At 54.5% G+C, this 25689-nt stretch carries 24 protein-coding genes; 11 read left to right on the top strand and 13 right to left on the bottom strand.

Translation table 11 applies throughout. From position 1 onward, the window contains the following. The first annotated feature begins 133 nt into the window (after nucleotides 1-133). The 3 genes from IE156_RS00555 (at nucleotide 134) to IE156_RS00545 (ending at nucleotide 3149) form a co-directional block, all read left to right on the top strand. Nucleotides 134-1087: a LysR family transcriptional regulator gene (locus tag IE156_RS00555; protein WP_189390555.1), complete on the top strand. Its 954-nt coding sequence runs from the start codon at nucleotides 134-136 to the stop codon at nucleotides 1085-1087. 102 nt (nucleotides 1088-1189) lie between these two features. After that, nucleotides 1190-1864 carry an ankyrin repeat domain-containing protein gene (locus IE156_RS00550; RefSeq protein WP_189390554.1) on the top strand — a complete coding sequence of 225 codons (675 nt, stop codon included), beginning with the start codon at nucleotides 1190-1192 and terminating at the stop codon, nucleotides 1862-1864. Nucleotides 1865-1931: 67 nt separating this feature from the next. After that, on the top strand, nucleotides 1932-3149 hold the full coding sequence (locus IE156_RS00545) for a cyanate transporter (protein ID WP_189390553.1): 1218 nt from the start codon (nucleotides 1932-1934) through the stop codon (nucleotides 3147-3149). Between the two features lie 118 nt (nucleotides 3150-3267). Here the strand turns inward: IE156_RS00545 and IE156_RS00540 are convergent, their stop codons facing one another. Then, nucleotides 3268-3603 carry a c-type cytochrome gene (locus tag IE156_RS00540; protein WP_189390552.1) on the bottom strand — a complete coding sequence of 112 codons (336 nt, stop codon included), beginning with the start codon at nucleotides 3601-3603 and terminating at the stop codon, nucleotides 3268-3270. 251 nt (nucleotides 3604-3854) lie between these two features. Here IE156_RS00540 and IE156_RS00535 point away from each other — a divergent pair, with 251 nt between their 5' ends. Further along, complete coding sequence (locus IE156_RS00535; RefSeq protein WP_189390551.1) at nucleotides 3855-4280, top strand: universal stress protein; 426 nt, start codon at nucleotides 3855-3857, stop codon at nucleotides 4278-4280. 191 nt (nucleotides 4281-4471) lie between these two features. Then, nucleotides 4472-5260, top strand: coding sequence for a class I SAM-dependent methyltransferase (locus IE156_RS00530; protein ID WP_189390550.1), 789 nt, complete (start codon nucleotides 4472-4474; stop codon nucleotides 5258-5260). A gap of 4 nt (nucleotides 5261-5264) precedes the next feature. On the opposite strand, the gene IE156_RS00525 is transcribed toward IE156_RS00530, so the two are convergent. The 5 genes from IE156_RS00525 to IE156_RS00505 all read right to left on the bottom strand — a co-directional run bounded on the left by IE156_RS00525 (nucleotide 5265) and on the right by IE156_RS00505 (nucleotide 10848). Continuing rightward, entirely contained in the window at nucleotides 5265-6446 is a 1182-nt protein-coding gene (locus tag IE156_RS00525; protein WP_189390549.1) for a PQQ-dependent sugar dehydrogenase, read from the bottom strand. A gap of 134 nt (nucleotides 6447-6580) precedes the next feature. Then, nucleotides 6581-7978 (bottom strand): class II fumarate hydratase, encoded by a 1398-nt coding sequence (gene fumC, locus IE156_RS00520; RefSeq protein WP_189390548.1) that lies wholly within the window; start codon nucleotides 7976-7978, stop codon nucleotides 6581-6583. Between the two features lie 50 nt (nucleotides 7979-8028). Beyond that, nucleotides 8029-9072 carry a type I glyceraldehyde-3-phosphate dehydrogenase gene (locus tag IE156_RS00515; RefSeq protein WP_189390547.1) on the bottom strand — a complete coding sequence of 348 codons (1044 nt, stop codon included), beginning with the start codon at nucleotides 9070-9072 and terminating at the stop codon, nucleotides 8029-8031. 12 nt (nucleotides 9073-9084) lie between these two features. Continuing rightward, on the bottom strand, nucleotides 9085-9873 hold the full coding sequence (locus IE156_RS00510) for an SDR family oxidoreductase (RefSeq protein WP_189390546.1): 789 nt from the start codon (nucleotides 9871-9873) through the stop codon (nucleotides 9085-9087). A gap of 3 nt (nucleotides 9874-9876) precedes the next feature. Beyond that, on the bottom strand, nucleotides 9877-10848 hold the full coding sequence (locus tag IE156_RS00505) for a D-2-hydroxyacid dehydrogenase (RefSeq protein WP_189390545.1): 972 nt from the start codon (nucleotides 10846-10848) through the stop codon (nucleotides 9877-9879). 154 nt (nucleotides 10849-11002) lie between these two features. On the opposite strand from IE156_RS00505, the gene IE156_RS00500 reads away from it, so the two are divergent. Next, nucleotides 11003-12910 carry a S9 family peptidase gene (locus IE156_RS00500; protein ID WP_189390544.1) on the top strand — a complete coding sequence of 636 codons (1908 nt, stop codon included), beginning with the start codon at nucleotides 11003-11005 and terminating at the stop codon, nucleotides 12908-12910. Nucleotides 12911-12973: 63 nt separating this feature from the next. Continuing rightward, a complete protein-coding gene (locus tag IE156_RS00495) occupies nucleotides 12974-13588 on the top strand; it encodes a glutathione S-transferase family protein (RefSeq protein ID WP_189390543.1) in 615 nt (204 codons plus the stop codon). A gap of 267 nt (nucleotides 13589-13855) precedes the next feature. On the opposite strand, the gene IE156_RS00490 is transcribed toward IE156_RS00495, so the two are convergent. The 6 genes from IE156_RS00490 to proC all read right to left on the bottom strand — a co-directional run bounded on the left by IE156_RS00490 (nucleotide 13856) and on the right by proC (nucleotide 19882). Continuing rightward, a complete protein-coding gene (locus IE156_RS00490; protein ID WP_189390542.1) occupies nucleotides 13856-14557 on the bottom strand; it encodes an ABC transporter ATP-binding protein in 702 nt (233 codons plus the stop codon). Next, entirely contained in the window at nucleotides 14558-15322 is a 765-nt protein-coding gene (gene livG / locus IE156_RS00485) for a high-affinity branched-chain amino acid ABC transporter ATP-binding protein LivG (protein WP_189390541.1), read from the bottom strand. It abuts the gene before it with no gap. Then, nucleotides 15319-16542, bottom strand: a complete 1224-nt coding sequence (livM, locus tag IE156_RS00480; protein WP_189390540.1) for a high-affinity branched-chain amino acid ABC transporter permease LivM — start codon at nucleotides 16540-16542, stop codon at nucleotides 15319-15321. The genes livG and livM overlap by 4 nt, the downstream gene beginning before the upstream one ends. Then, nucleotides 16542-17471: a high-affinity branched-chain amino acid ABC transporter permease LivH gene (gene livH, locus IE156_RS00475; RefSeq protein WP_189390539.1), complete on the bottom strand. Its 930-nt coding sequence runs from the start codon at nucleotides 17469-17471 to the stop codon at nucleotides 16542-16544. Before livH ends, livM begins: the two co-directional genes overlap by 1 nt. A gap of 104 nt (nucleotides 17472-17575) precedes the next feature. Further along, nucleotides 17576-18697 carry a high-affinity branched-chain amino acid ABC transporter substrate-binding protein gene (locus tag IE156_RS00470; RefSeq protein ID WP_189390538.1) on the bottom strand — a complete coding sequence of 374 codons (1122 nt, stop codon included), beginning with the start codon at nucleotides 18695-18697 and terminating at the stop codon, nucleotides 17576-17578. A gap of 333 nt (nucleotides 18698-19030) precedes the next feature. After that, nucleotides 19031-19882 carry a pyrroline-5-carboxylate reductase gene (proC, locus tag IE156_RS00465; protein WP_189390537.1) on the bottom strand — a complete coding sequence of 284 codons (852 nt, stop codon included), beginning with the start codon at nucleotides 19880-19882 and terminating at the stop codon, nucleotides 19031-19033. A 166-nt stretch (nucleotides 19883-20048) separates the two neighbouring features. Here proC and ugpB point away from each other — a divergent pair, with 166 nt between their 5' ends. The 4 genes from ugpB (at nucleotide 20049) to IE156_RS00445 (ending at nucleotide 24390) form a co-directional block, all read left to right on the top strand. Next, nucleotides 20049-21356 (top strand): sn-glycerol-3-phosphate ABC transporter substrate-binding protein UgpB, encoded by a 1308-nt coding sequence (gene ugpB / locus IE156_RS00460; protein ID WP_189390536.1) that lies wholly within the window; start codon nucleotides 20049-20051, stop codon nucleotides 21354-21356. 179 nt (nucleotides 21357-21535) lie between these two features. After that, nucleotides 21536-22420, top strand: a complete 885-nt coding sequence (ugpA, locus tag IE156_RS00455; RefSeq protein ID WP_189390535.1) for a sn-glycerol-3-phosphate ABC transporter permease UgpA — start codon at nucleotides 21536-21538, stop codon at nucleotides 22418-22420. A gap of 21 nt (nucleotides 22421-22441) precedes the next feature. Further along, nucleotides 22442-23284 (top strand): sn-glycerol-3-phosphate ABC transporter permease UgpE, encoded by an 843-nt coding sequence (gene ugpE / locus IE156_RS00450; RefSeq protein ID WP_189390534.1) that lies wholly within the window; start codon nucleotides 22442-22444, stop codon nucleotides 23282-23284. Between the two features lie 20 nt (nucleotides 23285-23304). Further along, nucleotides 23305-24390: a sn-glycerol-3-phosphate import ATP-binding protein UgpC gene (locus IE156_RS00445; protein WP_189390533.1), complete on the top strand. Its 1086-nt coding sequence runs from the start codon at nucleotides 23305-23307 to the stop codon at nucleotides 24388-24390. Nucleotides 24391-24472: 82 nt separating this feature from the next. Here IE156_RS00445 and IE156_RS00440 read toward each other — a convergent pair whose 3' ends face one another. Further along, nucleotides 24473-25597: a branched-chain amino acid ABC transporter substrate-binding protein gene (locus IE156_RS00440; protein WP_189390532.1), complete on the bottom strand. Its 1125-nt coding sequence runs from the start codon at nucleotides 25595-25597 to the stop codon at nucleotides 24473-24475. Nucleotides 25598-25689: the final 92 nt, after the last annotated feature.

Genomic DNA, 25689 nt, shown 5'->3' with positions numbered 1-25689 from the left:
TCCAAATCTACGGTGTGTTTTTCGGTGGTTCGCTTTATTTGAAGAGCGAATCGTTAGATGGAGTATGAGCCTTTCTAAACCTAGTAAAAACCCTTAATATTGCAAACGTATTTCCATTCATGGAACAATTGAAATGAGTACCATTATCGCTGGCCCCCTGCTCAACGACATCGCCATCTTCGTGGAAGTAGCGCGCGCGCGCCACTTTAGTCGTGCAGCGCAGGCCCTGGGCATGCCCGTCTCTACCGTGTCACGCCGTATCCGTGAACTGGAAAAAGAAGTGGGTGTGGCACTGCTTAAACGCAGTACGCGCAACGTGGATGTGACAGATGCCGGACAAGTGTATTTTGAGCGTTGTCTGGCGGTGGTTGAACAGGCCCGCCTGGCTCACGAGCAATTGCTGGATGTCGCCCAAACACCTAAAGGCCGTTTGAGGGTATCCATGCCCGCCAGCTTCAGCATTGTGCTGATGCCTGCTGTGATTCGGGGTTTTAATCAGCAGTATCCCGATATCGAGCTGGAGTTTGACCTGACTATCCGACCTATTGATTTGCAGGCTGACAATTATGACTGCGTGATTCGGGTAGGCCCGCAGCCGGACTCCAGCGCGGTGGCTACCATGCTGGGGCAGATCCGCTTAGGGCTTTACGCCACCCGTAATTATCTGGATCGTAAAGGGCGTCCCAAGCATCCGTCAGAACTGGCAGGACATACTTGTATCTGTGCCCGGCCAGCCGGCCCGGACCGTGTCTGGTCTTTGCGCGGTCCCAATCAAGAGCGTTACGAGGCCGTTGTAGAAGGCTCCATTAGCGTCAATAACGCCATCATGATGCGCAAGCTGGCGGTGCATGACTTGGGGATTACGGCCTCGTCCTTGCTGGAGCGTCGTTTGGACCCGGATTGCAGCTCGTTGGAACGAGTCTTGCCAGATTGGGAGTTTGCCCCCTTCCCTATTTTGGCTTTACTGCCTTCGCGCCTGATGCCACAGAAAACCCGTGTGTTTTTGAACTACCTGCGCAGTGAACTGGACCGTTTGATGTCTCATCCCGAGCTGGATGTGGCGGCGGCGGGTCAGGCTTATCCATAAAAAAATAGGTGCTATGGCTTTGATGCGGTGTTGATCAGGGCCTATCTATGCTATTTATAGGCGGTTGGCCCAGCAGGGCCCATGCCATGAAGGGGGAAGCGCATGAGAAGACAAGTGCAAGGCATGCTGGCTGGACTGGCGATAAGCCTGGTTTTAGGAACGGGCAGTGTGTGGTCGCAAACAGTATTGCTGGAAGCGGTAGAGCAAGGTGATAGCGCCAAAGTGCGTGAAATTCTGGCAGAAAAACGGGCCCGTTCCAGTGTGGTCGTCAGTGACGAGCAAGGGCAAAGTCCTTTGTTGCGCGCCACGTGGTTGAACCATATTGATATTGCCAGGCAGCTGATTCGTGCGGGCGCGGATGTGAATCAAGCCGATGCGATTCACGACAGCCCTTATCTGGTTGCCGGGGCACAAGGCCGTCTGGAAATCTTGCGCATGACCTTGGAAAACGGGGCAGATCTACGTAGCGTGAACCGTTACGGTGGAACCGCGCTGATTCCGGCCGCCGAACATGGCTATGTGGATGTGGTGCGACTTTTACTGGCGGCGGGGACGGACCCTAATCACGTTAATTATCTGGGCTGGACGGCCTTGCACGAGGCGATCGTGCTCTCCGAAGGGGGCCCTGATCATCAAGAGGTGTTGCGGCTATTGATCAAGGCTGGGGCCGATGTGAACTTGCCCGATCGTCAGGGGGTTCGGCCTTTGAGTCTGGCACGACAGCGCAGTCAGACTGAGATGGCTGAAATTCTAGAACAAGCCGGTGCCCACCCTTAGACGTTTGCGGCCGTTTTTTTGAATCACTCTTCGCTCTTTTTCTTCTAATCACAACAATAACGGTTTTATGTCTTCTTCTCAGACTGCCCGGACTTCATCGTCCACGGGCGTACAGGCCAGCCCTGGTCTATGGCTGGCTTTTGTCATTCTGGTAGGGCTGAATCTACGCCCTTTTCTAACTTCCAGCGGCACATTAGCCCGACAGGTTGCCGAGGGTCTGAACATGCCCTTGAGCAGTCTGGCCTGGCTGACCTTGCTCCCCATGATGGTGATGGGTCTGGGGGCATTCTGTATGCCCTCCTTGCGCCGAGTGATGGCGCTGCGTAATGTGTTGATCACGTCCTTGCTCCTGTTGTGCCTGGGCTGTGTGCTGCGCTGGTTTGTGCCCAATGGTGCCAGCCTGATCGCGACGGCCTTATTGTGTGGTTTGGGTGTGTCTTTGCTGCAGGCCGGGATGCCGGGCTTGATCAAGGAACAGTTTCCACGTCATATTGCCCAGGTTACCGGGGTGTATTCCGCCACCTTGATGGGAGGTGGCGCCTTGGGAGCGCAGATCACGCCCTGGGTTAGTTCTTTAACGGATAGCTGGCGTATTGCGTTGGCGTTCTGGGCCTTACCTATTAGCGTGGCTTTGTGGATTGCCTGGAAAGTGGTGCCGCGCGAGAAACCGGGTGCCAATTTGGCTCCGCCTTCTTTGTCTTTGCTACGTCGCCCACGTACCTGGACGCTGGTGGTTTGTTTTGGCCTGATTAATGGCGGTTACGCGTCTCTAGTGACGTGGCTGGCCACCTTTTACCAAGACAGAGCTTGGACGGCAGAGGCCAGTGGCAGCCTGGTAGCGGTGTTGTCAGTCGCCCAGGCGATTGCGGCTTTTGGCTTACCGACGCTGGCGGCCAAGAATAAGGATCGGCGCATGTGGGTATGGCTGGCCTTGGCTTTCCAATGTGTCGGGTTCCTGGCCTTTGCCTGGATCCCGGATATGGCTCCTTATGCGTGGGCGATCATTATTGGCATTGGTCTAGGTGGCTGCTTTTCTTTGTTGCTCTTGGTGGCCCTGGATCATTTTCCCGATGCGGCCCGAGCCGGTACTTTAAGTGCCTTGATGCAGGGCGGCGGATTTCCGATTGCCGCTTTATTCCCCATGATTAGCGTGCAGTTGCGGGAGATGAGCGGTGGATTTCAGGCTGGTTGGATGTTGCATGCCGGCTTGGCCGTCATTGTGGCGATGCTGGCCTGGAGTTTCCAGCCTGCGCATTACGCGAAGAAAATGAATCGGGACGCCTAGTACGAACAAAATCATACGTTGTAGAAAACGGCCAAAGTATCTCGATACCTTGGCCGTTTGTTTTGCTTATCTGTAGCCTGAGGTGCTGCTTCCCATGGCTTCAGCAGCCAGAAGCGTCTTACTTAGGGGCGCCTACCATAATCCAGGCCACCACGGCCTTGATGTCATCGTCAGAAATCGCCGGGTTGGACGGCATGGGTAAGGGGCCGTAAACACCTTTGCTTCCTTGACGCACATGCTGGGCTAACACCTCGGCGTTAGCCGGGTCGTCCTTGCGCTTGGCGGCGATATCCCGATAGGCAGGACCCACCACTTTTTTGTCCACGGTATGGCAGGCCAAACAGGCATTTTTAGTCAAAATATCTTGGACCGAATCAAAACTGGGTTCGGCCGCCTGGGCGCTAAAACCGGCACTTAACAAGGCAGTACAGGCCAGCAGCTGCTTCAAGCTCATGAGGGGTATCTCCTAAGTAAAACGGGCGCAAAAATGGGTGGATAAATGAATGCTGCGCTTCTTTTTTCCGCACATATATCAGGCCATGTGGCATCCACTTCGTGATCATACGGATTATGATAGAACAGCCTTAGGAAAATAGCGGTGGGTCTTGATGCTAATCAAGCTGGTCGGCGCGCTTATTCGGTAATGTCCTAGTAGAAGTTGTTGCTTCATACTTAAACAGTTCACACACTACACAAGAGGTCTTCATGCTTAATGTTCTCGTCCCGGTTGATGGCTCTGATGCTTCCACTCGTGCTCTGCAAGCGGCAGTTGACATACTAGAGGGCAAGCCAGAAGCCACTTTGCATGTGCTGGCTGTGCCTACACCTATTGTGTCGGGCAACGTCAAACGCTTTTTCTCTGAAGATGTGCTGCAGGCTTACTATCAGGACGAAGGCAGCAATGCCTTGTTGCCCGCCCGTGCTGTGCTGGCAGACTCGCCTTTGAAAATTAAAGAAAGCATTATTGCGGGCAGCACGGCCCAGACCATCAAAGACTACGTAGAGAAAAACAATGTGGACCACATTGTGATGGGTACCCGTGGCCTGAGCGCCCTGCCCGGTCTGGTGTTGGGTTCGGTCACCACCAAGGTGTTGAGCCTGGTGAAAGTGCCTGTGACCCTGATCAAGTAAGTTGAGCTGAGTTTGCTGCTGTAGAGGCCGTCCTTGAGACGGCCTTTTTTATGGGTGTTTTTGGGTTGGTGCTGTTTGTCTGGTGTAGAAGGTTGTGTCAGACAGAGCGGATAACAATATCGCTCTTAATTTCTAGTCAGACAAGCCTGTGTTTCAATAGATTCTGCTTTTTGATTTCATAAGAAGGTTCTATGTCAGAGACGTCCTTACTTGATCACAATGCCCGTGCCTGGGACAAGCAGGCTCAAACGGAAAGTCCCTGGTCTCTGCCCGTAAGCAGCGAACAGGTGGAGCAGGCCCGTCAGGGGCAGTGGCAAGTACACTTGCTGCCCTCTCCTGTGCCTGCGGATTGGCTGGGTGATGTTCAGGGTAAGACAATTCTGTGTCTGGCCAGCGCAGGTGGGCAGCAAGCCCCTATTTTGGCGGCGGCTGGTGCCCAAGTGACGGTGTTTGATTTGTCTGCCGGACAGTTGGACAAAGATCGTATGGTGGCCGAACGTGATGGCTTGTCATTGCAGATTGAACAAGGTGATATGTGCGATTTATCGCGCTTTGCCTCCGCGAGCTTCGATCTGATTGTGCACCCTGTGTCCAATCAATATGTGCCCAACATCAGCCTGGTGTGGCAGGAGTGTGCGCGTGTCTTGCGTCCCGGTGGGCATTTGCTGTCCAGCTTCTTTAATCCTGCTGTTTTTATTGCGGACCGTGATCCCAGCTACGCGCAACAAGGTTTGATCCGCCCCAAGTTCACGGTGCCATATTCGGATTTAACCAGTCTGGGTGCCGAGGCCTTGCAGGCTAAGCAAAGCCGGATGGAACCGTTGATGTTTGGTCATTCTTTGGCGCAGCAGATTGGCGGGCAGTTGGAAGCGGGTTTGCAGCTGGTCGATTACATCGAAGAAATGCACCCCGCCCCACGCTTTGAAATCGAGAAGTATCTGCCTAGCTTCATTGCTACGCGCAGTCTCAAGCCCGCTTAAGGTCTTAAGGCTTGGGTTGGATACGCAATAGCTGGCCGTCGTTCTCGTCGGTCAGCACATAGATATAGCCATCTGGCCCGACACGCACATCACGGATACGCTGCTTCAAATCCTGCAGCAGACGCTCTTCACCGATGATGTGGCCATCCTCTTCGTCAAACTGCAGACGAATCAAGGCTTGTTCCTTCAAGGCCCCGACAAACAGGCTGTGCTGCCAGTCTGGAACACGTTCGTCGTTATAAAAAGCCATGCCACTGATCGCAGGCGACACTGACCAATAATGAAAGGGCTCTATCAGACCCGTTATAGGGGTGGTGCTTGCTTCAGGGATAGGCTGGCCATCGTAGCCTTGACCGTGGGTGCGCAAAGGCCAGCCGTAGTTGGCCCCAGGCTGAATGCGGTTGAGTTCATCGCCACCTTGAGGCCCATGCTCGGCAAGCCATAGATCATTCGTCCAGGGATTCCAGGCCATGCCTTGCGGATTGCGGTGGCCGTAGCTCCAGATTTCAGCCTTGGCATCGCGCTGGCTACGGAAGGGATTGTCGCGCGGGACCATGCCATCGGGCCGGATACGGACGACTTTGCCTTGCAGGTGGTCCAGTTGCTGGGCGGTAGCTGGGTGATTGTTCTCGCCCAAGGCGATATACAGGTCTCGACCACCCGGATCAAAGGCCAGACGCACTCCATAATGCTGCCCCGACGACAAGGCCGGCTCTTGGCGGAAGATCGGACGGAAGGCGTCGATGCGTTTGAGGTCCGAGGACAGCACGCCATAACCCACAGTGGTTGCGGAGTTTTGTTTGTCGCGGCGCTCGGCGTAGGCCAGGTAAATGCGACGGCTACGGAAAAAATCCGGTGCCAAGGCTACATCCAGCAAGCCCCCTTGAGATTGCGCATGTACTTTGGGTACACCAGCAATGGGTTCGGACAGGCCATTTTCTTTTGTCCAAACGCGCAGGCGACCTGGGCGTTCAGTAATCAAAATTCCGGCGTCGTTTGGCAAAAATGCCAAAGCCCACGGGTGTTCCAGTCCACTGATTAAGGTCTCTACGGTGACGGCAGGCCCTTTGATGGCAGGAACAGGTTCAGATTGAGCTCGGCCTGATGCGGGAGCAATGGCGGTGGCCAAGCCCAGTACGACGGCCATAAAGGCAGAGGACAAGCTGAAGGTTTTCTTTATACGCATAAGGCAGTGAAAGACAGATAGGTGGGATGAGGCACTCCCCTACTCTTTCATAGGGATACATAGACTAGCCTGAACAGTCAGGTATTCGCCCCAAGGAAGGGGCGAATACGTTCAAGCATAGCCTAGACGGATAGTTAGCCTGGGCGAGTCATATCCAGTGGGACAATCCACTGATCGTATTGTTCATTGTTCAGATAGCCCGACTTCAAGGCGGATTCGCGCAGTGTCAGCCCCTCTTTGTGCGCTGTTTTAGCGATGGCGGCGGCTTTGTCGTAACCGATGTGGCGGTTCAAAGCGGTGACCAACATCAGGTTTTGATCCAGATTGTGCTGGATTTTCTCCATGACGGGTTCCAGACCTTGTGCGCAATGCTCGTCAAAGGCCAGGCACGCATCACTAATCAGGGCAATGCTTTCCAGTACGTTGTGCACCATCACAGGCTTGTACACGTTCAACTGGAAATTGCCTTGGCTACCGGCAAAGCCCACTGCGGCGTCATTACCGTAAACCTGCACGGCCACCATGGTGAGCGCTTCGCACTGAGTGGGGTTGACCTTGCCGGGCATGATCGACGAGCCGGGCTCGTTCTCGGGAATTTGTAGCTCGCCAATGCCACAACGTGGACCGCTGGCCAGCCAACGCACGTCGTTCGCCATTTTCATCAGGGCACCGGCCAGCGTACGCAGCGAGGCGGACAGGTTCACCAATGCGTCATGAGCCGACAGTGCAAAGAACTTGTTTTCAGCCGCTTCAAAGGGCAGGCCTGTGATCTTGGCGATATGGGCCGCTGTGCGCTCCCCGAACTGAGGGTGAGCGTTCAGGCCCGTGCCGACCGCGGTACCACCGATGGCCAGCTGGTAAATTCCGTCCAAAGCCTTGTCTACGGTTTGCAAACCGAAATCAATCTGAGCGACCCAGGCACCGATTTCCTGCCCCAGTGTGATGGGCGTGGCGTCTTGCAAGTGGGTACGGCCGGTTTTGACAATATCGTTGAACTGTTTGGCTTTAGCCGCCAAGGTGTCACGCAGTTGGCCCACGTCTTTGTGCAGGCGGCGTTGACACTCCAGGCCCACAGCGATGTACATGGCAGTGGGGAAAGTGTCGTTGGAAGACTGGCCACGGTTTACGTGATCATTGGGGTGTACGGGTTTTTTACTACCCTTCTCGCCGCCTGCCAGTTCAATGGCGCGGTTGGAGATCACCTCGTTCACGTTCATATTGCTTTGGGTGCCAGAGCCGGTCTGGAACACCACCAGCGGGAATTCGGTATCCCACTTGCCTGCAATGACCTCATCAGCAGCGGCAACGACCAGGCGAGCCAGATCTTCAGGCAATTCACCCAGTTCCTGGTTGGCCAAAGCCGTGGATTTTTTCAGGATGCCCAGCGACTCAATCATGCTGCGGCCCCACTGGAAGCGGTCGCGGCCAATGGGAAAGTTCTGGATCGAGCGCTGCGTTTGCGCGCCCCAATAGTGGTCGGCGGGAACTTCAATCGTTCCCATGGAATCCTGTTCAATACGTGTCGTACTCATCATGGCTCCTGTAAAAATGAGGATGGCGGATCGGTTAAGAAAGGGGGTGTTTAGGGCTGGCGCAAAAAGCGCGCAGCCCACACACAGGCAATATCAAGCATGCGGTTGGAAAATCCCCATTCGTTATCAAACCAGACCAGCATATTGACCAGCCCGTCCCCATTGGTTCGGGTTTGCGTGCCGTCCACCACAGCAGAGTGTGGGTTGTGATTGAAGTCGATCGAGGCATGGGCCTGATCGGAGTAGTCCAGAATACCAGGCCAGCGCGGTACTGCTTGCCGGAACAGCTGGTTAATTTCGTCCCGGTGGGTGTCGCGCTCCAGATTGACCATCAGATCAATGGCCGACACGTTCAGGATAGGTACGCGAATGGATTTGGCCTGTACCTTGTCTTTTAGTTGCGGCAAAAGGCGCTCCACCCCTGTTGCCAGTCCGGTAGAGACGGGAATCATGGATTGCAAGGCGGAGCGGGTGCGGGCCAGATCGCTGCTGTGGTAGCCGTCGATCATGGGTTGATCGTTCATGACGGAATGCAGCGTGCTTAAGAAAGCGTGACGTATGCCAAAGGCTTTATCCAGCTCGGACAGTACCGGGATGATGGCATTAGTAGTGCAGGAGGCATTGGAGACAATCAGCTCGTCGCCCTGCAGTTGCTCGTGGTTAATGCCCAAAACGGCGGTGAAGTCCACGTCCTGTGCGCTATTGCCGGGGTTGGATAGCAGTACACGCGGGCAACCGGCATCCAGGAACTGCTGCAGCTCGGCGCGGCTACCAAAGGCACCGCTGCATTCAATCAGCATGTCCAGATCCAGCTCGGCCCAATCAATGGCTTTAGGATCGGTCTCGTGCAATACCTGTATGGCCTTGCCATCCACAATCAGCTCATGTTCGTTGTGCTCGACCTGGGCTGGAAACACACCGTGGGTCGAATCAAAACGCGTCAGATACGCCATGGTGGCAATCGTGGCGGGCTCGTTAATGACGACGACCTCGAATTCCTGACGTCGGGGTGATTCGTAAATCGCGCGCAAGAGGCAGCGGCCTATGCGGCCATAGCCATTGATCGCGATGCGGATGGGGCGAGGTAGCGGCATGATCAAGAAAGCTCAGAAAGTAATGGAGAATCCGCCGTCCACAACCACAATATGGCCATTGACATAGGATGCAGCCGGAGAGGCCAGAAAAATAGCAGCAGCACGGATTTCGTCCGGCTTGGCCCAGCGCCCTAAGGGGTTGCGGCCTACGACCAGTGGGCCTTTGACGGGATCATTTGCTAAAACCGCATTGCTTTCCGTGGCAAAGGTGCCGGGGGCGATGCCATTACTGGTAATGCCCTGCCCGCCAAATTCTACTGCCAGCGCACGCACCATACCGGCCAGCCCCTGCTTGGCGATGGGGTAAATGGCATCACCGGGACGGGCCAATGGGCCCGCAATCGACGTCAACGTCACAATGCGACCTTGCCGGGTTTGCGCATCCAGCATGGCCTGGGCGGCGTATTTGGAGAGCTTCAAGGTGGCCAGCAGGTCTACATGCAGCAAATGCTCAATATCGTCCCAAGCGGCGTTCTGCAAGCTGCTGCGGAGTCGCACGCCGACATTGTTCACCAGAATATTGGGGGTGCCGACGCGCTGGCATAGGGCTTGATAGGAGTCAGGCAGCGAGTCCAGATCGGCCAGGTCCTGTTCCCAGGTGTCGACCTGGGCACCTGCGGCTTTTAACTCATCGGCCAAGGGCGTGAGCTTATTGGTGTGGCGGCCATGTAGCACTACATGAGCGCCGTGAGCGGCATAGGCACGGGCAATTTCCAGGCCTAAACCGGCCGAAGAGCCGGTAACTAATGCACAGCGACCTGCCAGGGAAAAATTGGCTTGATAGGAGCGTAGAGTATTCATTATTTACAGCGTATGGCGCGGTTCGCCGCGATGGAAGGCCGCGATATTTTCAATAAGCTGGTTGGCCAATGACTGCATGGCTTCCTGGCTGGCCCAGCCTATGTGCGGCGTCAAAATGTAATTGGGCAAGTCTAGCAAGCGCATCAGAATATGGTCGGCAGGCGGTGGTTCGGGCGTGCATACATCAATGCCAGCCCCGCCCAGCCAGCCGTGTCGCAGAGCGTGGTCCAGCGCCTGATTATCAATCAGCCCGCCACGGGCGGTATTGATCAGCAAAGGACGGCGGGCCGCCATGCGCTCGAACTCTGGCATGCCCAGCAGGTTTTGGGTCTCGGCAGTGAGTGGGCAATGCAAAGAGAGGATGTTGGCTTGATCCAGAACTTGCTCGAAGGGCAAACGATCATCTGCATTGCTGACAATCGTTTGACCGCGGCGCTGGGCAAAAATGACCTTCATGCCCAAGGCTCGGCCCATGGTCGCTACGGCTTGTCCCAAGGAGCCTGAACCGATCAGCCCCAACGTGGAACCGGCTAGATCGCGGATGGGATAGTCAAAATAGCAAAATTGCTGGGCTTCTTGCCAGCGACCTTCTTGTACGGACTGCCGATAGGCGCAGATATTGCGGCGCAAGGCAAAGATCAAGGCAAAAACGTGCTCGGGAACACTACGTACGGCATATTCCCGAATATTGCTGACCACAATCTGGCGATCGCGGGCGGCATCCAGGTCAATATTGTCGCTGCCTGTAGCGGCCAGCGCGATCATTTTCAGCTGCGGCACAGCCTCCAGATGCTCGCGTCGCAGCGCCACTTTATTGCTGATGACGATGTCAGCATCCGCAATACGTTCAGCCACTTGTTCAGGGGCAGTACGCCCGTAAACTTGAAGTTCGTGCTTAAAGGGAACCTGTTGAAGCTGTACGCTGTCTGACAGTGTTTCCCTATCCAGAAAAACGATACGAGTCAAAGAAGTCATGCCTGTCCTTGTCCTGAGCTGCCGTCTGGCATTCTGGCCCTATTTTCAGAGGGTTCTTGCGCTTGCTTGGGATCATCATCCGATATAGTAATGGGATTGATACAGGCTTGTCCTAGGTCTCACTCTCATAACCCTGTTTTATAGGTTATTGCCCATGCTCTTGTCCCTCTTGCTTTCTTTGGGTGCCCACGCCCTGATTCCGGATAACGTTGCAAGCGTCACTCCCCCACTGTACGACATTCGGGATTTCTTCCAGAATCCCAAACGCAGCGGTTTCCGAATTTCTGATCAGGGGCGCATGATTGGCTTCATGGAGCCGGTCAAAATCGATGGCCAGCCCGCCCGCCAGAATATCTTTGTGCAAGAGTTAAAAGGCAGTGAGCCTGTCGGTGAAGCCCGCCGCATTACGGCAGAACACCAGCGTGATATTGCCGAGTACTTCTGGAAAGGCGACGAAACCATTATTTATGCCAAAGACGTGAATGGTGACGAGAACTACCACGTACTGGCTGTGAATGCGCTGACCGGCAAGGTCACGGACCTGACGCCTCTGGAAGGGGTGCGTGCCGGTGTCCAGGACGATTTGCCGGACGATCCTGAGCATATTCTGGTGTCTCACAATGGTCGTAATCCTGAAGTGTTCGACGTTTACAAAGTCAATGTCCTGACGGGTGAAAGTACCCTGGCTGCAGAGAACCCTGGCGATGTATTGGGCTGGAGCACCGACCATCAGGGCCGTGTGCGGATGGCCATTTCCATTTCTGGCGTGGATTCCGAACTGCGTTATCGCGACAATGAGTCCGAGCCCTTCCGCAGCATTCTGCAAACGGACTTCCGTACGGATGTCAGTCCCCTCTTCTTCCACGCCGATAACCAGCGTTTTTACGCGCTAAGTAATCGTGATCGCGATACTTTGGCTTTGGTGCTGATTGATCCTGCCAAACCCGACGAAGAAGACAAAATCTACGAGTTGCCCGAGCACGACTTGATGGGCGCTGGCTATTCGCGTCTGCGTCAGGTGCTGACCTCGGTAGATTTCTACACGGATAAACCCGGCCAGCATTTCTTTGACGAGCGCAGCGCGCAGATTCATGCCGCTATCGCCCGCCAACTGCCTGGTTACGAGATCAGCGTTCAGTCCATCACGCGCGATGAAAAGAAAATGATTGTGGCCAGCTACAGCGACCGCAATCCAGGCTCGCGCTATCTTTACGATGTGGACAGCAACAGTCTGCATAAATTAGCCGTTATCAATAGTGCCTTGCCAGAAAGCGATATGGCGGTGATGCGCCCTATCGAGTTCACTGCCCGTGATGGCATGAAGATTCATGGCTACCTGAGCCTGCCTTTAGGCGTACCTAGCCGTAATCTGCCTGTCGTGATCAACCCTCACGGTGGTCCATGGGCGCGTGACTACTGGGGCTTTAACCCCGAAGTGCAGTTCCTGGCCAACCGTGGCTACGCTGTCTTGCAGATTAACTTCCGTAGCTCCACGGGCTATGGCCGACGCTTCTGGGAAGCTGGCTTCAAGCAATGGGGCCTGAGCATGCAGGACGACATCACCGATGGCGTTCAGTGGCTGATCGATCAAAAGATCGCAGATCCCAAACGTGTCGCTATTTACGGGGCCAGCTACGGTGGTTATGCCACTTTGGCCGGTATCGTCAAAACCCCGGACTTGTACGCTGCCGCTGTGGACTACGTAGGCGTGTCCAACCTGCTGACGTTTATGAACACTATTCCGCCGTACTGGAAGCCATTGCTGGTAAAAATGCACGCTATGGTCGGTGATCCTGAAAAGGATAAAGAACTGTTGGAGGCCAACTCCCCTGTTTTGCATGTCGAAAAAATCCGTACCCCACTCTTTATTGCCCAAGGCGCACATGACCCACGGGTGAACAAGGCGGAAAGCGATCAAATGGTGGATGCGTTGAAAGCACGCGGTGTGGACGTGGAATACATGGTCAAAGACAACGAAGGCCACGGTTTCCATAACGACGAGAACAAATTCGAGTTTTACGAGCGCATGGAGCGTTTCCTGGCGCGACATCTGCACCCATAATTGTTTTGGAGTGGCGCGACGAATTCGCGCCACTTTTTTATCGCACTTTTGGAAGAAGAACTTATGAAACTGTATTACATGACTGGTGCTTGTCCTCTGGTGACCCGTATTGCCTTGGAATGGATAGGCAAGCCGTTTGAATCTCAGCGCGTCAGCCGCGACGAGCTGCAGCAAGAAGAATTTCTGAAATTGAACCCCAACGGCGCCGTGCCGGTGCTGGTGGATGGTGATTTGGTTCTGACTCAAAGTATTGCCATTCTGGAGTACCTGGCCGAGAAGAATCCCGAAGCGAACTTGATTGGCAGTACCATCGAGCAACGCTTTGAAGCGCGCCGCTGGCTAGCCTTCCTGAACGCTGAAATCCACCGCAACGTGGGCGTGGTGTTCGGTACGCATCGCTATGCTGATCAGGAAGCAACACAGGCTGAAGTCAAAGCCAAAACTGCTGCCCTGCTGACCAAGCAACTGGGCGTTATTGACAAGCACCTGGAAGGCAAAGAAACCCTGTCGGGCTCCTTGTCTGTAGCCGATGCTTACCTGTACGTGGTTCTGCGCTGGGCTGGCTTGATGAAGCTGGACCTGTCGGGCATGAAGAACCTGAATGCGTTCGTTGCCCGTATGGAGCAGAACGAAGGCGTAAAGGCTGCACTGCGTGGTGAAGGCTTGTTGAAAGACTAAGTTAGATTAAGCAGCTAACGATAGAGGCTTTCAGGGGATACTGCAGTTATTCATTTCCCTTAAATTTTAGGGCAAGAATATCGGCAAATTACAATAGACCTTAGTTGTTAGCGCTTGTGCTGCAGTTCTTGTTCTGATTCGCAGCACAAATAAAAAACCTGAATCCCAGCTTGCGCTAGATTCAGGTTTTTTTTGAGGCATTTGAATTAAAGCGGTGCTTTATATCAGTACTGCGGTATGGCTTGCCCACGACATGGGCTTGCCTCTTTAAGCTCCCAAATACGCCTTCCGAATATCCGGGTTCGCCAATAGATTAGCCCCGGTATCCTGCATCACCACTTTCCCGGTTTCCAGCACATAGCCACGGTCTGCAACTTGCAGGGCTTTATTGGCGTTCTGCTCAACTAAAAACACCGTCACGCCCTCTTCCCGAATCATGCGGATGATGTCGAAAATCTGCGCAATGATCAGCGGGGCTAAGCCCAGCGTAGGCTCGTCCAGCAGCAGCAAGGACGGTTTGCTCATCAGCGCACGGCCGATGGCCAGCATTTGCTGCTCGCCACCGGACATAGTTCCGGCACGTTGCGAAGCGCGCTCTTTTAGGCGGGGGAACAGTTTATAGACGTGCTCCTCCCCTTCTTCGATCTCGCTACGGCTTAGAAAGAAACCGCCCATCTTCAGGTTTTCCGACACGGTCAGGTCGGGAAAGACGCGACGGCCTTCGGGAGAGATGGCGATGCCTTTTCGCATGATGCGGTGCGTGTCGGCTTTGGTGATGTCCTCGCCCATGAAGCTGATGCTGCCCGCGGTCGCTCGGGGTGAGCCGCACACGGTCATGAGCAAAGTGGTTTTGCCAGCGCCGTTGGCACCAATCAGGGTGACGATTTCGCCCTGATTGACATCCACGCTGACCTGGTCAAGCGCCTGGATGGCGCCGTAATGGGTAGAGACAGAGTCCAGCTTCAGCACTTATTCTTCCCCCAGATAGGCTTTGATGACGCGCGGATCATTGCGCACTTCGTCCGGTAGGCCGGTGGCGATGGGTTTGCCATATTCCATTACCAGAATCCGATCCGACACGCCCATAACCAGGCTCATATCGTGCTCGATCAGTAAAACGGCAACATCAAACTCTCGACGCAGTTGGTCGATCAGGGCTTGCAGATCACGCTTTTCTTGGGGGTTCAAACCGGCTGCCGGCTCGTCCAGCATCAACAAGCGCGGCTGAGTAATCATGCAGCGGGCGATTTCCAGGCGACGCTGGTGGCCATAGGCCAGATTGCCTGCTTCACGGTTGGCCAGATCGCTTAAGTCCATGAAGTCCAGCCATTTCGCAGCACGTGCCTTGGCTTCTTGCTCCGAACGTTTGTAGCTAGCCAAGTTCAGCAAGCCAGAGAGAAAACTGGCTTTGAGCTGGCTATGCTGAGCAACCAGCAGGTTCTCCAACACGGTCAGCTTTTTGAACAGGCGCACGTTCTGAAAGGTACGTACCAGGCCTTTCTGAGCCACTTTGTGGCTGGACAGGCCGTGGATAGGTTGGTCTTCCAGGGTGACGGAGCCGGATGTGGGCTTGTAAAAGCCGCCTACGCAGTTAAATACGGTGGTTTTACCAGCGCCGTTGGGGCCGATGATGGCGAAAACTTCGTCTTTAGCCACCTCGAAGCTGACGGAATCCACCGCCAGCAAACCACCAAAACGCATCGACAGGTCTGAGACTCGTAGTAATGGGCTCATGTACGCAACTCCACATGAGGACGCTGCACAGGCAGCAAGCCCTGTGGACGCCAAACCATCATGGCCACCATGACCAGACCAAAAATCAACATCCGATACTCCGCAAACTCTCGGGCCAGCTCAGGCACCACGGTCAGCACAATGGCCGCCAGAATGACGCCGATTTGTGAACCCATGCCACCCAGCACGACGATAGCCAGGATCAGGGCGGATTCAATAAAGGTGAAGGACTCTGGATTAACCAGACCCTGACGGGCGGCAAAGAACGCACCACCAAAACCAGCAAACATGGCGCCCATGGTAAAGGCGGACAGTTTGATCGAGGTAGGATTCAGACCCAGCGAACGGCAAGCAATTTCGTCTTCACGCAGGGCTTCCCAGGCGCGGCCAATAGGCATGCGCACCACACGGCTGGAGACCAGCAAGGTGATCAGGGCCAGGGCCAAGGCCATCAGGTACAGATACACCACCACATCCTGATTACTGAAGGTCCAGCCCATCAAGTCATGGAACGTGGTCTCCCCTTCTGCCGCACGGCGTGCCATGGGGAAACCGAATACGGTCGGTTTGGGGATGCCGGAGATGCCGTCTGGGCCGCCGGTCAGCTCATACATATTGATGAGCAAGAGGCGAATGATCTCACCGAAACCCAGGGTGACGATAGCCAGGTAGTCGCCACGTAAACGCAGCACCGGAAAGCCGAGCAAGAAGCCGAACAAGGCCGCCATCCCACCGGCCAGCGGTAGTGCTTCCCAGAAGCCCCAGCCGGCGTAATGGTAGAGCAAGGCGTAGGTGTAGGCACCCACGGCGTAAAAGCCCACAAAGCCCAAGTCCAGCAGGCCTGCAAAACCCACCACAATGTTCAGACCCAGACCCAGCATGATGTAGATCAGCACCAGGGTGGCGATATCCACCTGGGCGCGGCCACTGAAAAAGGGCCAGACAACGGCACAAGCGATCACGACATACAGCAGGATCTTTTTGTGATGCATGCTGAGCTTGGGCAGGGTCCAGCGGCTTTCTCGCACTTTCTTGCGATTCACGTTAGGGCGAATCAGCTGAACGACAAAGACCAGGGCCATGCCGATCAGAATGATTTTCCAGTCGCTTTCCAAGTGGGTACTCATCCCGGCGCGCACAATTTGCAAGCCAAAGACGGGAGCCACAATAATGCCTGCCAAGACAGCGGCGACAAATGCATTGCTAAAGCGGTTCATCATTAGACTTTCTCCACCTCGGGTTTACCCAGCAGGCCCGTTGGGCGGAACAGCAGGATAAAGACCAACAGCAAAAAGGCGACGATGTCCTTGTATTGCGACGAAATAAATGCAGCGGCGAAGGTTTCTGCCAGACCCAGCAAGACCCCGCCCAGCATGGCGCCGGGGATGCTGCCGATACCGCCTAGCACTGCGGCCGTGAAGGCCTTGATACCGGCAATAAAGCCGATGAATGGGTTCAGTTTGCCAATGGCCGTGGCAATTAGCACGCCGCCCACCGCCGCCAGCATGGCGCCGATGACAAAGGTGAAGGAGATAATTTTATTGGTATCGATGCCCAGCAGGTTGGCCATGCGCAGGTCCTGTGAACATGCACGTGAGGCCCGACCCAAGCGGGAGTATTTGATATAAACGCTGAGCATGATCATCAGCGCTACGGTCACGACAATAATCATGACGCGCGAGTAAGGCGCAGTGATGGTGAAACCACCGGTCCCCAGCGTGAACTGGAACGAGCCGGTCAGGAGCGTAGGCACGGCCATATCGCGTGCACCCTGGCCCAGCGCCACCCAGTTCTGCAAGAAAATGGACATACCAATGGCTGAAATCAGCGGAACTAGCCGTGGACTGCCACGCAACGGCGCATAGGCGACTTTTTCAATCGCATAGCCGTAGACGGCGGTTACCAGGATGGCAACCAGCAACATGATAAGAATGATGAGCCAGATGGGCAGACCCGAGCCTACGCCGATGGCAGTCAGGGTCACCAGCCCAACATAGGCACCGATCATATAGATCTCGCCATGGGCAAAGTTAATCATTCCGATAATGCCATAGACCATTGTGTAGCCGATGGCGATCAGTGCATAAATAGCGCCCAAGGATAATCCATTGAACAGCTGCTGCAAGATCTGAGGGAGTAAATCAGACATGCTTGTTTTTTTCCGTTGAGTCCGTCGTTTTGTTTTGAGGCTTTGTGGGCATCCAAAAGCAATGCCCCCGTTCTTCTTAGAGAGCGGGGGCACGTAAACCAGTCTTATTTCTCAATAAGATCAAAGTTACCTTCTTTATCCCACTTGAAAACGGCAAATTCGAAATGCTTCAAATCACCCTTGGCGTCGTATTCTACCTTGCCAATGGCCGTATTGAACGCATTAGCGTGCATGTAGTCTGCTCCCTTGGCCGAATCCTCGCCTACGGCGTTGATCGTATCAGCAATAATTTGCACGGCTGCATAAGCGGGGAATGTGAAGGCCCCGTTGGGGTTGCGCTTATATTTGGTGAAGTTTTCCATCACTTCTTTGTTGGCCGGCATCTTGGTGAAGTCGGTTGGCAAGGTCACCAGCAAACCTTCTACTGCCGGGCCTGCAATAGCCACCAGATCCCGATTGGCGACCCCTTCCGGGCCCATGAAGGTGTTTTTCATGCCTTGCTCACGCGCCTGGCGCAGCAGCAGGCCCAGCTCGGCATGGTAGCCCCCAAAGTAAATCAGATCGGGGTTCACGCCCTTGAGCTTGGTGATCACAGCCGAGTAGTCGCTGTCGCCAACGTTAATACCCTCGTACATGACAATGTTCATGTCCTTTTTCTTCAGGGCATCGCGCACCTGGGTCGCTACGCCCGAGCCGTACGTTTGCTTGTCGTGCAAGATGGCGATGCTTTTTGGTTTCAAGACATCCGCAATGTAATCCGCGGCAAAGGGGCCTTGCTGGTCATCACGACCAATGGTGCGGAAAAAGTAGTGCGGCTTGATGGTGTCGGTCACCAGCGGCGAGGTGGCACCGGGAGTGATCGCCACAATCCCCTCTTGTTCGTAAATATTGACGGCAGGCACGGTGGTGCCTGAGCAAGCGTGCGCCACGGCGAATTTGGCGCCGGAGTTCACGACGCGGTTGGCGGCAGGAACAGCCTGTTTGGGTTCGCAGGCATCGTCAATCAACACGGCTTCCAGCTGTTTGCCTTTAACACCCCCTGCTGCGTTAATCGCATCAATAGCGGTAAGAGCACCGGCCTGGATCTGGTCACCGTATTGGGTGGACGGGCCAGTCATGGGTTGAGGGATACCAATTTTGATGGTGTCTGCCGCATAGGCAGTGCCCATGGCCAAAACGGTGGCCAAGGCGGTCAGAGCGGGGGTAAAGCGTCGAGTAAAGGTCATAGCAGCTGTCTCCCGAGGCCGGGGTCTACCGGCATTGCTTTTTAGAAAGTGCTTATTCTTAGGCCTGTACATGCATTGTTTTGCATCAGGGGAACCCATTTTGGCGGAGCCGCCTAAAACTTGTCACTTCGTATAAGCCCTAGCGCGCCGTGAATACTTTTTTAAATGATTAGCCTGCCTATCGGTTTGGTTTTCTTTTAAAGCCAGCCGCTACGCCGACGCGCGCATTTTTAAAAAAAAAGAGAGACACCGTGGTGTCCCTCTTTGGAGCCCTATTTTATTGAGCTAAATCAATTCCAGCCGTGTCTCTTAATAGCGCAATGAATTCTCACATTAGGAAAATTCCTTCGCCAATTCGCCGGCGCGTACTTTGGCAGCTTCGACCGCTTGTTGAACCAGCGAGGCAAATCCACCCTCATTCAGGACGTTCAAAGCGGCGGCGGTTGTGCCGCCTTTGGAGGTAACGCGCTCGCGCAAAACCGAGGGCTCTTCGGGCGACAGCGTGGCCAGCTGGGTGGCACCATGCAAAGTAGCCAAGGACAGCTGTCGTGCCTGTTCAGGCGACAAACCTTGCTCGATACCGGCTTTGATCAAGGCTTCGATGAACAGAAACACGTAGGCTGGACCGCTACCGGAAACGGCTGTGACGGCGTCAATGGCGGCGTCGTCCTCAACCCAGACAACTTCACCTACGGATTTCAACAATTGCTGTGCAATGGTTTTATCGCTTTCATCCACTTGCTCCAAGGCCATCAGGCCGGTGATGCCGCAGCCGATAAAGGCGGGAGTATTGGGCATGCAGCGGATAACGCGTTTATATGGCTCGCCGGGCTCGCCCAGCCATTCGGCCAAGGCGGTGGCGGGAATACCCGCGGCAACGCTGATCACCAGGGTGTCCGCTTGCAAATAGGGTTTGCAGGCCAGCACGGTTTCTTTCATGACCTGGGGCTTGACGGCAAATACCCAGATGCGTTGCTTGGCCAGGGCCGGACTCGGTTCATTGGCAATCTGCACCCCTTGCTGGGCCCACGACTCAAGGGCGGGCGGGTAGATATCAATGGCCAAAACATCCGAGCCGCCGCAGCGCTTGCCAATTAAACCAGCCGCCAAGGCGCTGGCCATATTGCCTGCGCCAATAAACGCCAGCTTAAAAGAGGTATCGTGTGGATTCATCATCATTCCCATTAAAATCTGTCCTCTGACACGTCGCGAATTGCGTTTGAGGGTAATTAGTCATTGCTTATAGGCTGTTGGAATGGATACATTCATAAGAGCGTCATAAACAAGTCATAAGCTTGAGTTTTAAAACCTGCTACACCTTAGCGGCATCTTTTATCAGGAGAAAGCCCCGATGCGAACAAAACTATTTGCCCTGTCTCTGGCCGGTCTGATTGCCTCCATAGGCACTGCACACGCAGCAACGGAAATTCAGTTCTGGCACTCGATGGAAGGAGCTTTGGGCGAGCGAGTTAATGCATTAGTAAAAGACTTTAACGCATCTCAGTCGGACTACCAGGTTAAAGCTTCGTACAAAGGCAATTACGGCGAATCCATGAACGCCGGTGTGGCCGCTTTCCGTGCCGGCAATGCCCCGGATATTCTCCAGGTCTTTGAAGTCGGCACCGCTACCATGATGGCGGCTAAAGGGGCCATTCAGCCGGTACAGGAAATGTCTGAAAAAGCCGGCAAAGCCATCAAACCGGAAGAGTTCCTGGGGGCTGTGGCAGGCTACTACTCGTCCAACGAAGGCAAGCTGATTTCCATGCCGTTCAACAGCTCTACCCCTGTGCTTTATTACAATAAAGACGCCTTCAAAAAGGCGGGGCTGGACGCCGAGAAGCCACCGAAAACCTGGCAGGAACTGCATGAAGCTGCCAAGAAACTGCGTGAGTCTGGCCAAGAGTGTGGTTACACCTCTTCCTGGCCATCCTGGATTCTGCTGGAAAACTTCGCCGCTTGGCACAATATCCCCTTTGCCAGTGAGAATAACGGTTTTGGCGGCCCCAGCGCCCGCCTGCAACTGGATAATCCTCTATTCCTGAAGCACCTGACCTTCCTGACTGATATGTCCAAGGACGGTACCTTCTCGTACGGTGGTCGTGGCGATACCGCCAATGCCCTGTTTACCAGTGGCAAGTGCGGCATGTTCACCGGCTCCAGCGGTAACCGCGCCAATATCATCAAAACAGGCGAATTTGAGTTCGGCACCAGCAGCCTGCCTTACTACAGTGACGTGCAAGGTGCGCCTCAGAACTCCATTATTGGCGGCGCGTCCCTGTGGGTCTTCGCCAAGAAGTCGGATGAGGTCTACAAAGGCGTGACCGAATTCTTCCACTTTATTTCCAGCCCTGAGCAAGCTGCTGCCTGGCACCAAGACACGGGTTACGTGCCAGTGACCAAAGCGGGCTTTGAAAAGACCAAAGAATCCGACTTCTACACCAAGAACGTCGGTGCGGATGTGGCGGTGAAACAGCTGGATGCCAGCACCACCGAGAACTCGCGTGGTATCCGCCTGGGTTCCTTGCCCCAGATTCGTGACATCGAAGACGGTGTGATGGAACAGGTTTTCGCAGGTAAAGTCACACCTGAAGAAGGTTTGAAAGCCATGCAAAACCGTGGTAATGAACTGCTGGAACGCTTTGAGAAGAGCGTGAAGTAAGCCCGTCCCGCCTTGGGCGGGTGGTTTACAATCGAGCGTATGAGTGCAGCTTCTGAGGGTGTCTTGGTGTTACTGCCAGCATGTTGACACCCGCTAATCCAAGCGGCTCATACGCTTTTCGTTTCCTTTCAGTCTGTCCACCCTGATGGTGGCGCTCCTTTCCCACCGCGCGCAAACCTATGGAAAAACGTGTCGTCTTTCGTCATAAGACACTGCCTTATTTGCTACTTGCTCCGCAGCTAGCCATCACCCTGATCTTCTTTTTTCTGCCCGCCGGTCAGGCGCTTTGGCAGGCTTTTCATCTGGAAGATCCCTTTGGCCTATCTTCGCAGTTTGTTGGCCTGGAAAATTTTGCCGAACTGTTCAGTAGCGCGGAATATAGAGCCTCGTTCACCACGACGGCGATGTTTTCGGCTGCGGTGTCGGTATTGGGATTGGTCATTGCGCTGGTGCTGGCTGTAATGGCCAATCGCGTAGTGCGTGGTGCCCTGCTCTATCGCAGTTTGTTGATTTGGCCTTATGCCGTGGCAACTGCGGTTGCCGGCGTGTTGTGGCTGTTCTTATTCTCTCCTTCGGTGGGGATTGTGGCCGTGTTTTTGCTGGAACATGGTTTTCAATGGAACCCGCGCTTGAATGGTAATGACGCCATGCTGCTGGTAGTTATCGCCTCGGTATGGAAGCAGATTTCCTACAACTTCCTGTTTTTCCTGGCTGGCCTGCAAGCCATTCCGCGCTCCTTGATTGAAGCGGCTGCCATGGATGGTGCGGGCCCTATGCGCCGTTTTTGGGCCATTGTGTTCCCCTTGCTCGCGCCCACGACCTTCTTCCTGCTGGTCGTCAATATCATTTATGCCTTCTTTGACACCTTTGCCATTATTGATGTGGTCAGTCAAGGTGGTCCGGGCGAAGCTACCTCGATTCTGGTTTACCGGGTCTACAACACGGGTTTCCGTGGCTTGGATATTGGATCTTCGGCGGCTCAGTCTGTGGTGTTGATGGTGCTGGTTGTGGCGCTGACGGTGATTCAGTTCCGCTATATTGATCGCAAAGTGACGTACAGCTGATGCGTAGCAAGGAACATAGTCATGGTTGAACGACGCCCTATTCTTGATTTTTTCACTCATCTGACCCTGATTCTGGGTGTGATCGTGATTGCACTGCCCCTGTACATCACGTTTGTAGCCTCGACCCAAACCAGTGCTGAAGTAGCCCGTGCGCCCATGTCGCTGCTGCCTGGCTCGCACATGGTGGAGAACTACGTGACGGCTTTGCAGGGCAAGGCAACCAATGCTCCGCCGGTAGGACGCATGTTGATGGTCAGCATGGTAATGGCGCTGGGAATTGCCGTCGGCAAGATCATTATTTCCATGCTCTCGGCCTTTGCTGTGGTGTATTTCCGCTTCCCTTTCCGCATGCTGTTTTTCTGGATGATTTTCATCACCCTGATGCTGCCAGTGGAAGTGCGCATTATGCCCACCTACAAGGTCGTGGCGGACCTTCAGTTGCTGGATAGCTATGGGGGCCTGATCCTGCCCTTAATTGCTTCTGCGACGGCGACATTCTTGTTTCGTCAGTTCTTTCTGACGGTGCCCGATGAATTGATCGAGGCCGCCCGAATCGACGGGGCGGGTCCCATGCGTTTTTTCAAAGATGTGCTGCTGCCCTTATCTAAAACCAGCATTGCAGCCCTGTTTGTGATTCAGTTTATTTACGGCTGGAACCAGTATTTGTGGCCGCTGATCATCACCACACAAGAGGATATGTACCCGATTGTGGTGGGTATCCGGCGCATGATTTCCGGTGGTGACAGTGTGACTGAATGGAACGTGGTGATGGCGACAGCCCTTTTAGCCATGATCCCACCTGCACTGGTGGTGATGCTGATGCAAAAGTGGTTCGTCAAGGGCCTCATCGACTCCGAAAAGTAATTCTCTACAGGCTTTATTGAATGGCTAGCTTACGATTTGAAGGCGTCAAGAAAACCTATCCGAACGGCACGGTCGTTATTCACGGCATTAATGTAGACGTGAGTGATGGCGAGTTCGTCGTCATTGTGGGCCCGTCTGGTTGTGGGAAATCCACCTTGATGCGTATGGTAGCGGGCCTGGAGTCTGTTACCGAAGGCCAGGTCTATATTGACGGCAAGATGGTGAATGATCTGGAACCGGCTGAGCGCGATATCGCTATGGTGTTCCAGAACTATGCGCTCTACCCTCATATGTCGGTGTTCGACAATATGGCATATGGCTTGAAGATCCGTAAGTTCTCCAAGGACGAGATCAAGCAGCGGGTCAATGCGGCAGCATCCATCCTGGAATTGGGCGCCTTGCTGGAGCGTCGCCCTGGTCAGCTTTCCGGTGGACAGCGTCAGCGAGTGGCGATGGGCCGAGCCATTGTGCGTGAGCCCAAGGTGTTTTTGTTTGATGAGCCTTTGTCCAATCTGGATGCCAAGCTGCGGGTTCAGATGCGGCTGGAAATTCAAAAACTGCATCGTCGCCTGAAAACCACCAGCCTTTATGTCACCCACGATCAGATCGAGGCTATGACGCTGGCAGAGCGCATGATTGTGATGAATCAAGGCATGCCAGAACAGATCGGTACCCCTAGCGAGGTATTCGAGAAACCTGCCTCGGTTTTTGTGGCTAGTTTCATCGGTTCACCACCTATGAACCTCTTGCCTGTTCATGTGAATGAAGCCGGCCAAATTCGACAAGACAATGACCAGCCTGTGCAATTTACTCCTGATATGGTGCCGGCTTCAGTACGTGGCCGTAAGGTGTTCCTGGGCATACGGCCAGAGCATATCCAACTTCATGTACCGGGCGTGACTACCCAGGTGGAAATGGTGGAGATTCTGGGCTCCGAGCAGCTATTGCATTTGGGCTGTGGGGACTACCGCATTATTGTGCGCTGCCCGATTGAGCAGACTCGCAAGTACCCCATCCAAATTGGTGAGGCTATTCAGATCGGCTATATGCCGCCCCACCCCTTGCATTGGTTCGATCGGGATACAGGCTTGCGTATCGAGGACTGAACCGAACGTGGCAATGCCGCTTGATCGCACAATAAAAAAACCGGCCCGAAGGCCGGTTTTTTTTACAAGCAAGAATCAGGGATTACTTGTTGTAGACAGTTTTGCTACCGTCAGCGTGCCAGCTAAAGACGTCAAATTTGAAGTCGTTCAGGTCGCCCTGCTTGTTCCAGCTGATTTGGCCGATAGGTGTTTTCACACTGTTGGCGTGCAGGTACTCGGCAACTTTCACAGGATCATCAGCGCCAGCGCCCTTGATGCCTTCAGCAATGGCGATGGTGGCCGCATAAGCCGACAGTTGGAACGCGCCGCTAGCGTCACGCTTCTTGTCCTGGAAAGCCTTAACAATGGCCTGGTTGTCCGGATCTTGCGAGAAGTCTGCAGGCAGGGTCAGCAACATGCCTTCAACTGCTTTACCAGCAATCGCGTTAATGTCCGGGTTACCCACGCCTTCTGGGCCCATGAAGTGGACTTTTACGCCCTGTTCCGCCGCTTGGCGCAGCAACAGGCCCATTTCTGGGTGGTAGCCACCAAAATACACAAAGTCCACGCCTGTGGATTTCAGCTTGGTGATGACGGCGGAGTAATCGCTGTCACCGGCATTAATGCCTTCGAACAGGGACACTTCAGTACCGGCTTTTTGCAGCTCGGAGCGAACCGAAGCAGCAATACCCTGACCGTAGGATTGTTTGTCGTGCAGCACGGCTACTTTCTTGGGCTTGATCTGCTCCAGGATGAACTTGGCTGCAGCTGGGCCTTGCTGATCGTCGCGACCGATGGTGCGCAGGATCATTTCGTAGCCTTTGCCATCGGTGACGGCAGGAGCCGTTGCCGAAGGGGTGACCATCAAGACGCCTTCGTTGTTATAGATTTCGGTGGCAGCGATGGTGGCACCCGAACAAACGTGACCGACGACATAGTGGATCTTGTCATTCACGATACGGTTGGCAGCGACGGGGCCTTGCTTAGGTTCGCAGGCATCATCCACAGTGACCAGTTCGAGCTGTTTGCCCAGAACACCACCGGCAGCATTGATCTGTTCGATAGCCGTATCGACGCCTTGTTTGACCATATCGCCGTACTGCGTCACCGAGCCTGTGAAAGGACCGGCCAGAGCAATACGAATGTTGTCAGCGTGAGCAGCACCGGACAAGAGCAGACCCGTTGCCAGGCTCATGGCCGCTGCAACAGGAGTGAAACGAATTTTCATAGAAAACACCTCCGTGAATATGCAGGAAAGCATACACCGATAACAGGGCGATATGCCTGCCTTGGGCTGCAATTCAGGGTTTTCTATAGGAG

This window comes from Alcaligenes pakistanensis (assembly GCF_014652815.1).
Classification (GTDB): domain Bacteria; phylum Pseudomonadota; class Gammaproteobacteria; order Burkholderiales; family Burkholderiaceae_B; genus Alcaligenes; species Alcaligenes pakistanensis.
Note: the sequence above shows the minus strand (reverse complement) of the source record. Positions and strands in the feature narration are given on the sequence as shown.

What these genes read in the sequence shown, in the direction of transcription:
- IE156_RS00555 (WP_189390555.1), top strand. Translation starts at nt 134, where the DNA reads ATGAGTACCATTATCGCTGGCCCCCTGCTCAACGACATCGCCATCTTC.
- IE156_RS00550 (WP_189390554.1), top strand. Translation starts at nt 1,190, where the DNA reads ATGAGAAGACAAGTGCAAGGCATGCTGGCTGGACTGGCGATAAGCCTG.
- IE156_RS00545 (WP_189390553.1), top strand. Translation starts at nt 1,932, where the DNA reads ATGTCTTCTTCTCAGACTGCCCGGACTTCATCGTCCACGGGCGTACAG.
- IE156_RS00540 (WP_189390552.1), bottom strand. Translation starts at nt 3,603, where the DNA reads ATGAGCTTGAAGCAGCTGCTGGCCTGTACTGCCTTGTTAAGTGCCGGT.
- IE156_RS00535 (WP_189390551.1), top strand. Translation starts at nt 3,855, where the DNA reads ATGCTTAATGTTCTCGTCCCGGTTGATGGCTCTGATGCTTCCACTCGT.
- IE156_RS00530 (WP_189390550.1), top strand. Translation starts at nt 4,472, where the DNA reads ATGTCAGAGACGTCCTTACTTGATCACAATGCCCGTGCCTGGGACAAG.
- IE156_RS00525 (WP_189390549.1), bottom strand. Translation starts at nt 6,446, where the DNA reads ATGCGTATAAAGAAAACCTTCAGCTTGTCCTCTGCCTTTATGGCCGTC.
- fumC (WP_189390548.1), bottom strand. Translation starts at nt 7,978, where the DNA reads ATGAGTACGACACGTATTGAACAGGATTCCATGGGAACGATTGAAGTT.
- IE156_RS00515 (WP_189390547.1), bottom strand. Translation starts at nt 9,072, where the DNA reads ATGCCGCTACCTCGCCCCATCCGCATCGCGATCAATGGCTATGGCCGC.
- IE156_RS00510 (WP_189390546.1), bottom strand. Translation starts at nt 9,873, where the DNA reads ATGAATACTCTACGCTCCTATCAAGCCAATTTTTCCCTGGCAGGTCGC.
- IE156_RS00505 (WP_189390545.1), bottom strand. Translation starts at nt 10,848, where the DNA reads ATGACTTCTTTGACTCGTATCGTTTTTCTGGATAGGGAAACACTGTCA.
- IE156_RS00500 (WP_189390544.1), top strand. Translation starts at nt 11,003, where the DNA reads ATGCTCTTGTCCCTCTTGCTTTCTTTGGGTGCCCACGCCCTGATTCCG.
- IE156_RS00495 (WP_189390543.1), top strand. Translation starts at nt 12,974, where the DNA reads ATGAAACTGTATTACATGACTGGTGCTTGTCCTCTGGTGACCCGTATT.
- livG (WP_189390541.1), bottom strand. Translation starts at nt 15,322, where the DNA reads ATGAGCCCATTACTACGAGTCTCAGACCTGTCGATGCGTTTTGGTGGT.
- livM (WP_189390540.1), bottom strand. Translation starts at nt 16,542, where the DNA reads ATGATGAACCGCTTTAGCAATGCATTTGTCGCCGCTGTCTTGGCAGGC.
- livH (WP_189390539.1), bottom strand. Translation starts at nt 17,471, where the DNA reads ATGTCTGATTTACTCCCTCAGATCTTGCAGCAGCTGTTCAATGGATTA.
- IE156_RS00470 (WP_189390538.1), bottom strand. Translation starts at nt 18,697, where the DNA reads ATGACCTTTACTCGACGCTTTACCCCCGCTCTGACCGCCTTGGCCACC.
- proC (WP_189390537.1), bottom strand. Translation starts at nt 19,882, where the DNA reads ATGGGAATGATGATGAATCCACACGATACCTCTTTTAAGCTGGCGTTT.
- ugpB (WP_189390536.1), top strand. Translation starts at nt 20,049, where the DNA reads ATGCGAACAAAACTATTTGCCCTGTCTCTGGCCGGTCTGATTGCCTCC.
- ugpA (WP_189390535.1), top strand. Translation starts at nt 21,536, where the DNA reads ATGGAAAAACGTGTCGTCTTTCGTCATAAGACACTGCCTTATTTGCTA.
- ugpE (WP_189390534.1), top strand. Translation starts at nt 22,442, where the DNA reads ATGGTTGAACGACGCCCTATTCTTGATTTTTTCACTCATCTGACCCTG.
- IE156_RS00445 (WP_189390533.1), top strand. Translation starts at nt 23,305, where the DNA reads ATGGCTAGCTTACGATTTGAAGGCGTCAAGAAAACCTATCCGAACGGC.
- IE156_RS00440 (WP_189390532.1), bottom strand. Translation starts at nt 25,597, where the DNA reads ATGAAAATTCGTTTCACTCCTGTTGCAGCGGCCATGAGCCTGGCAACG.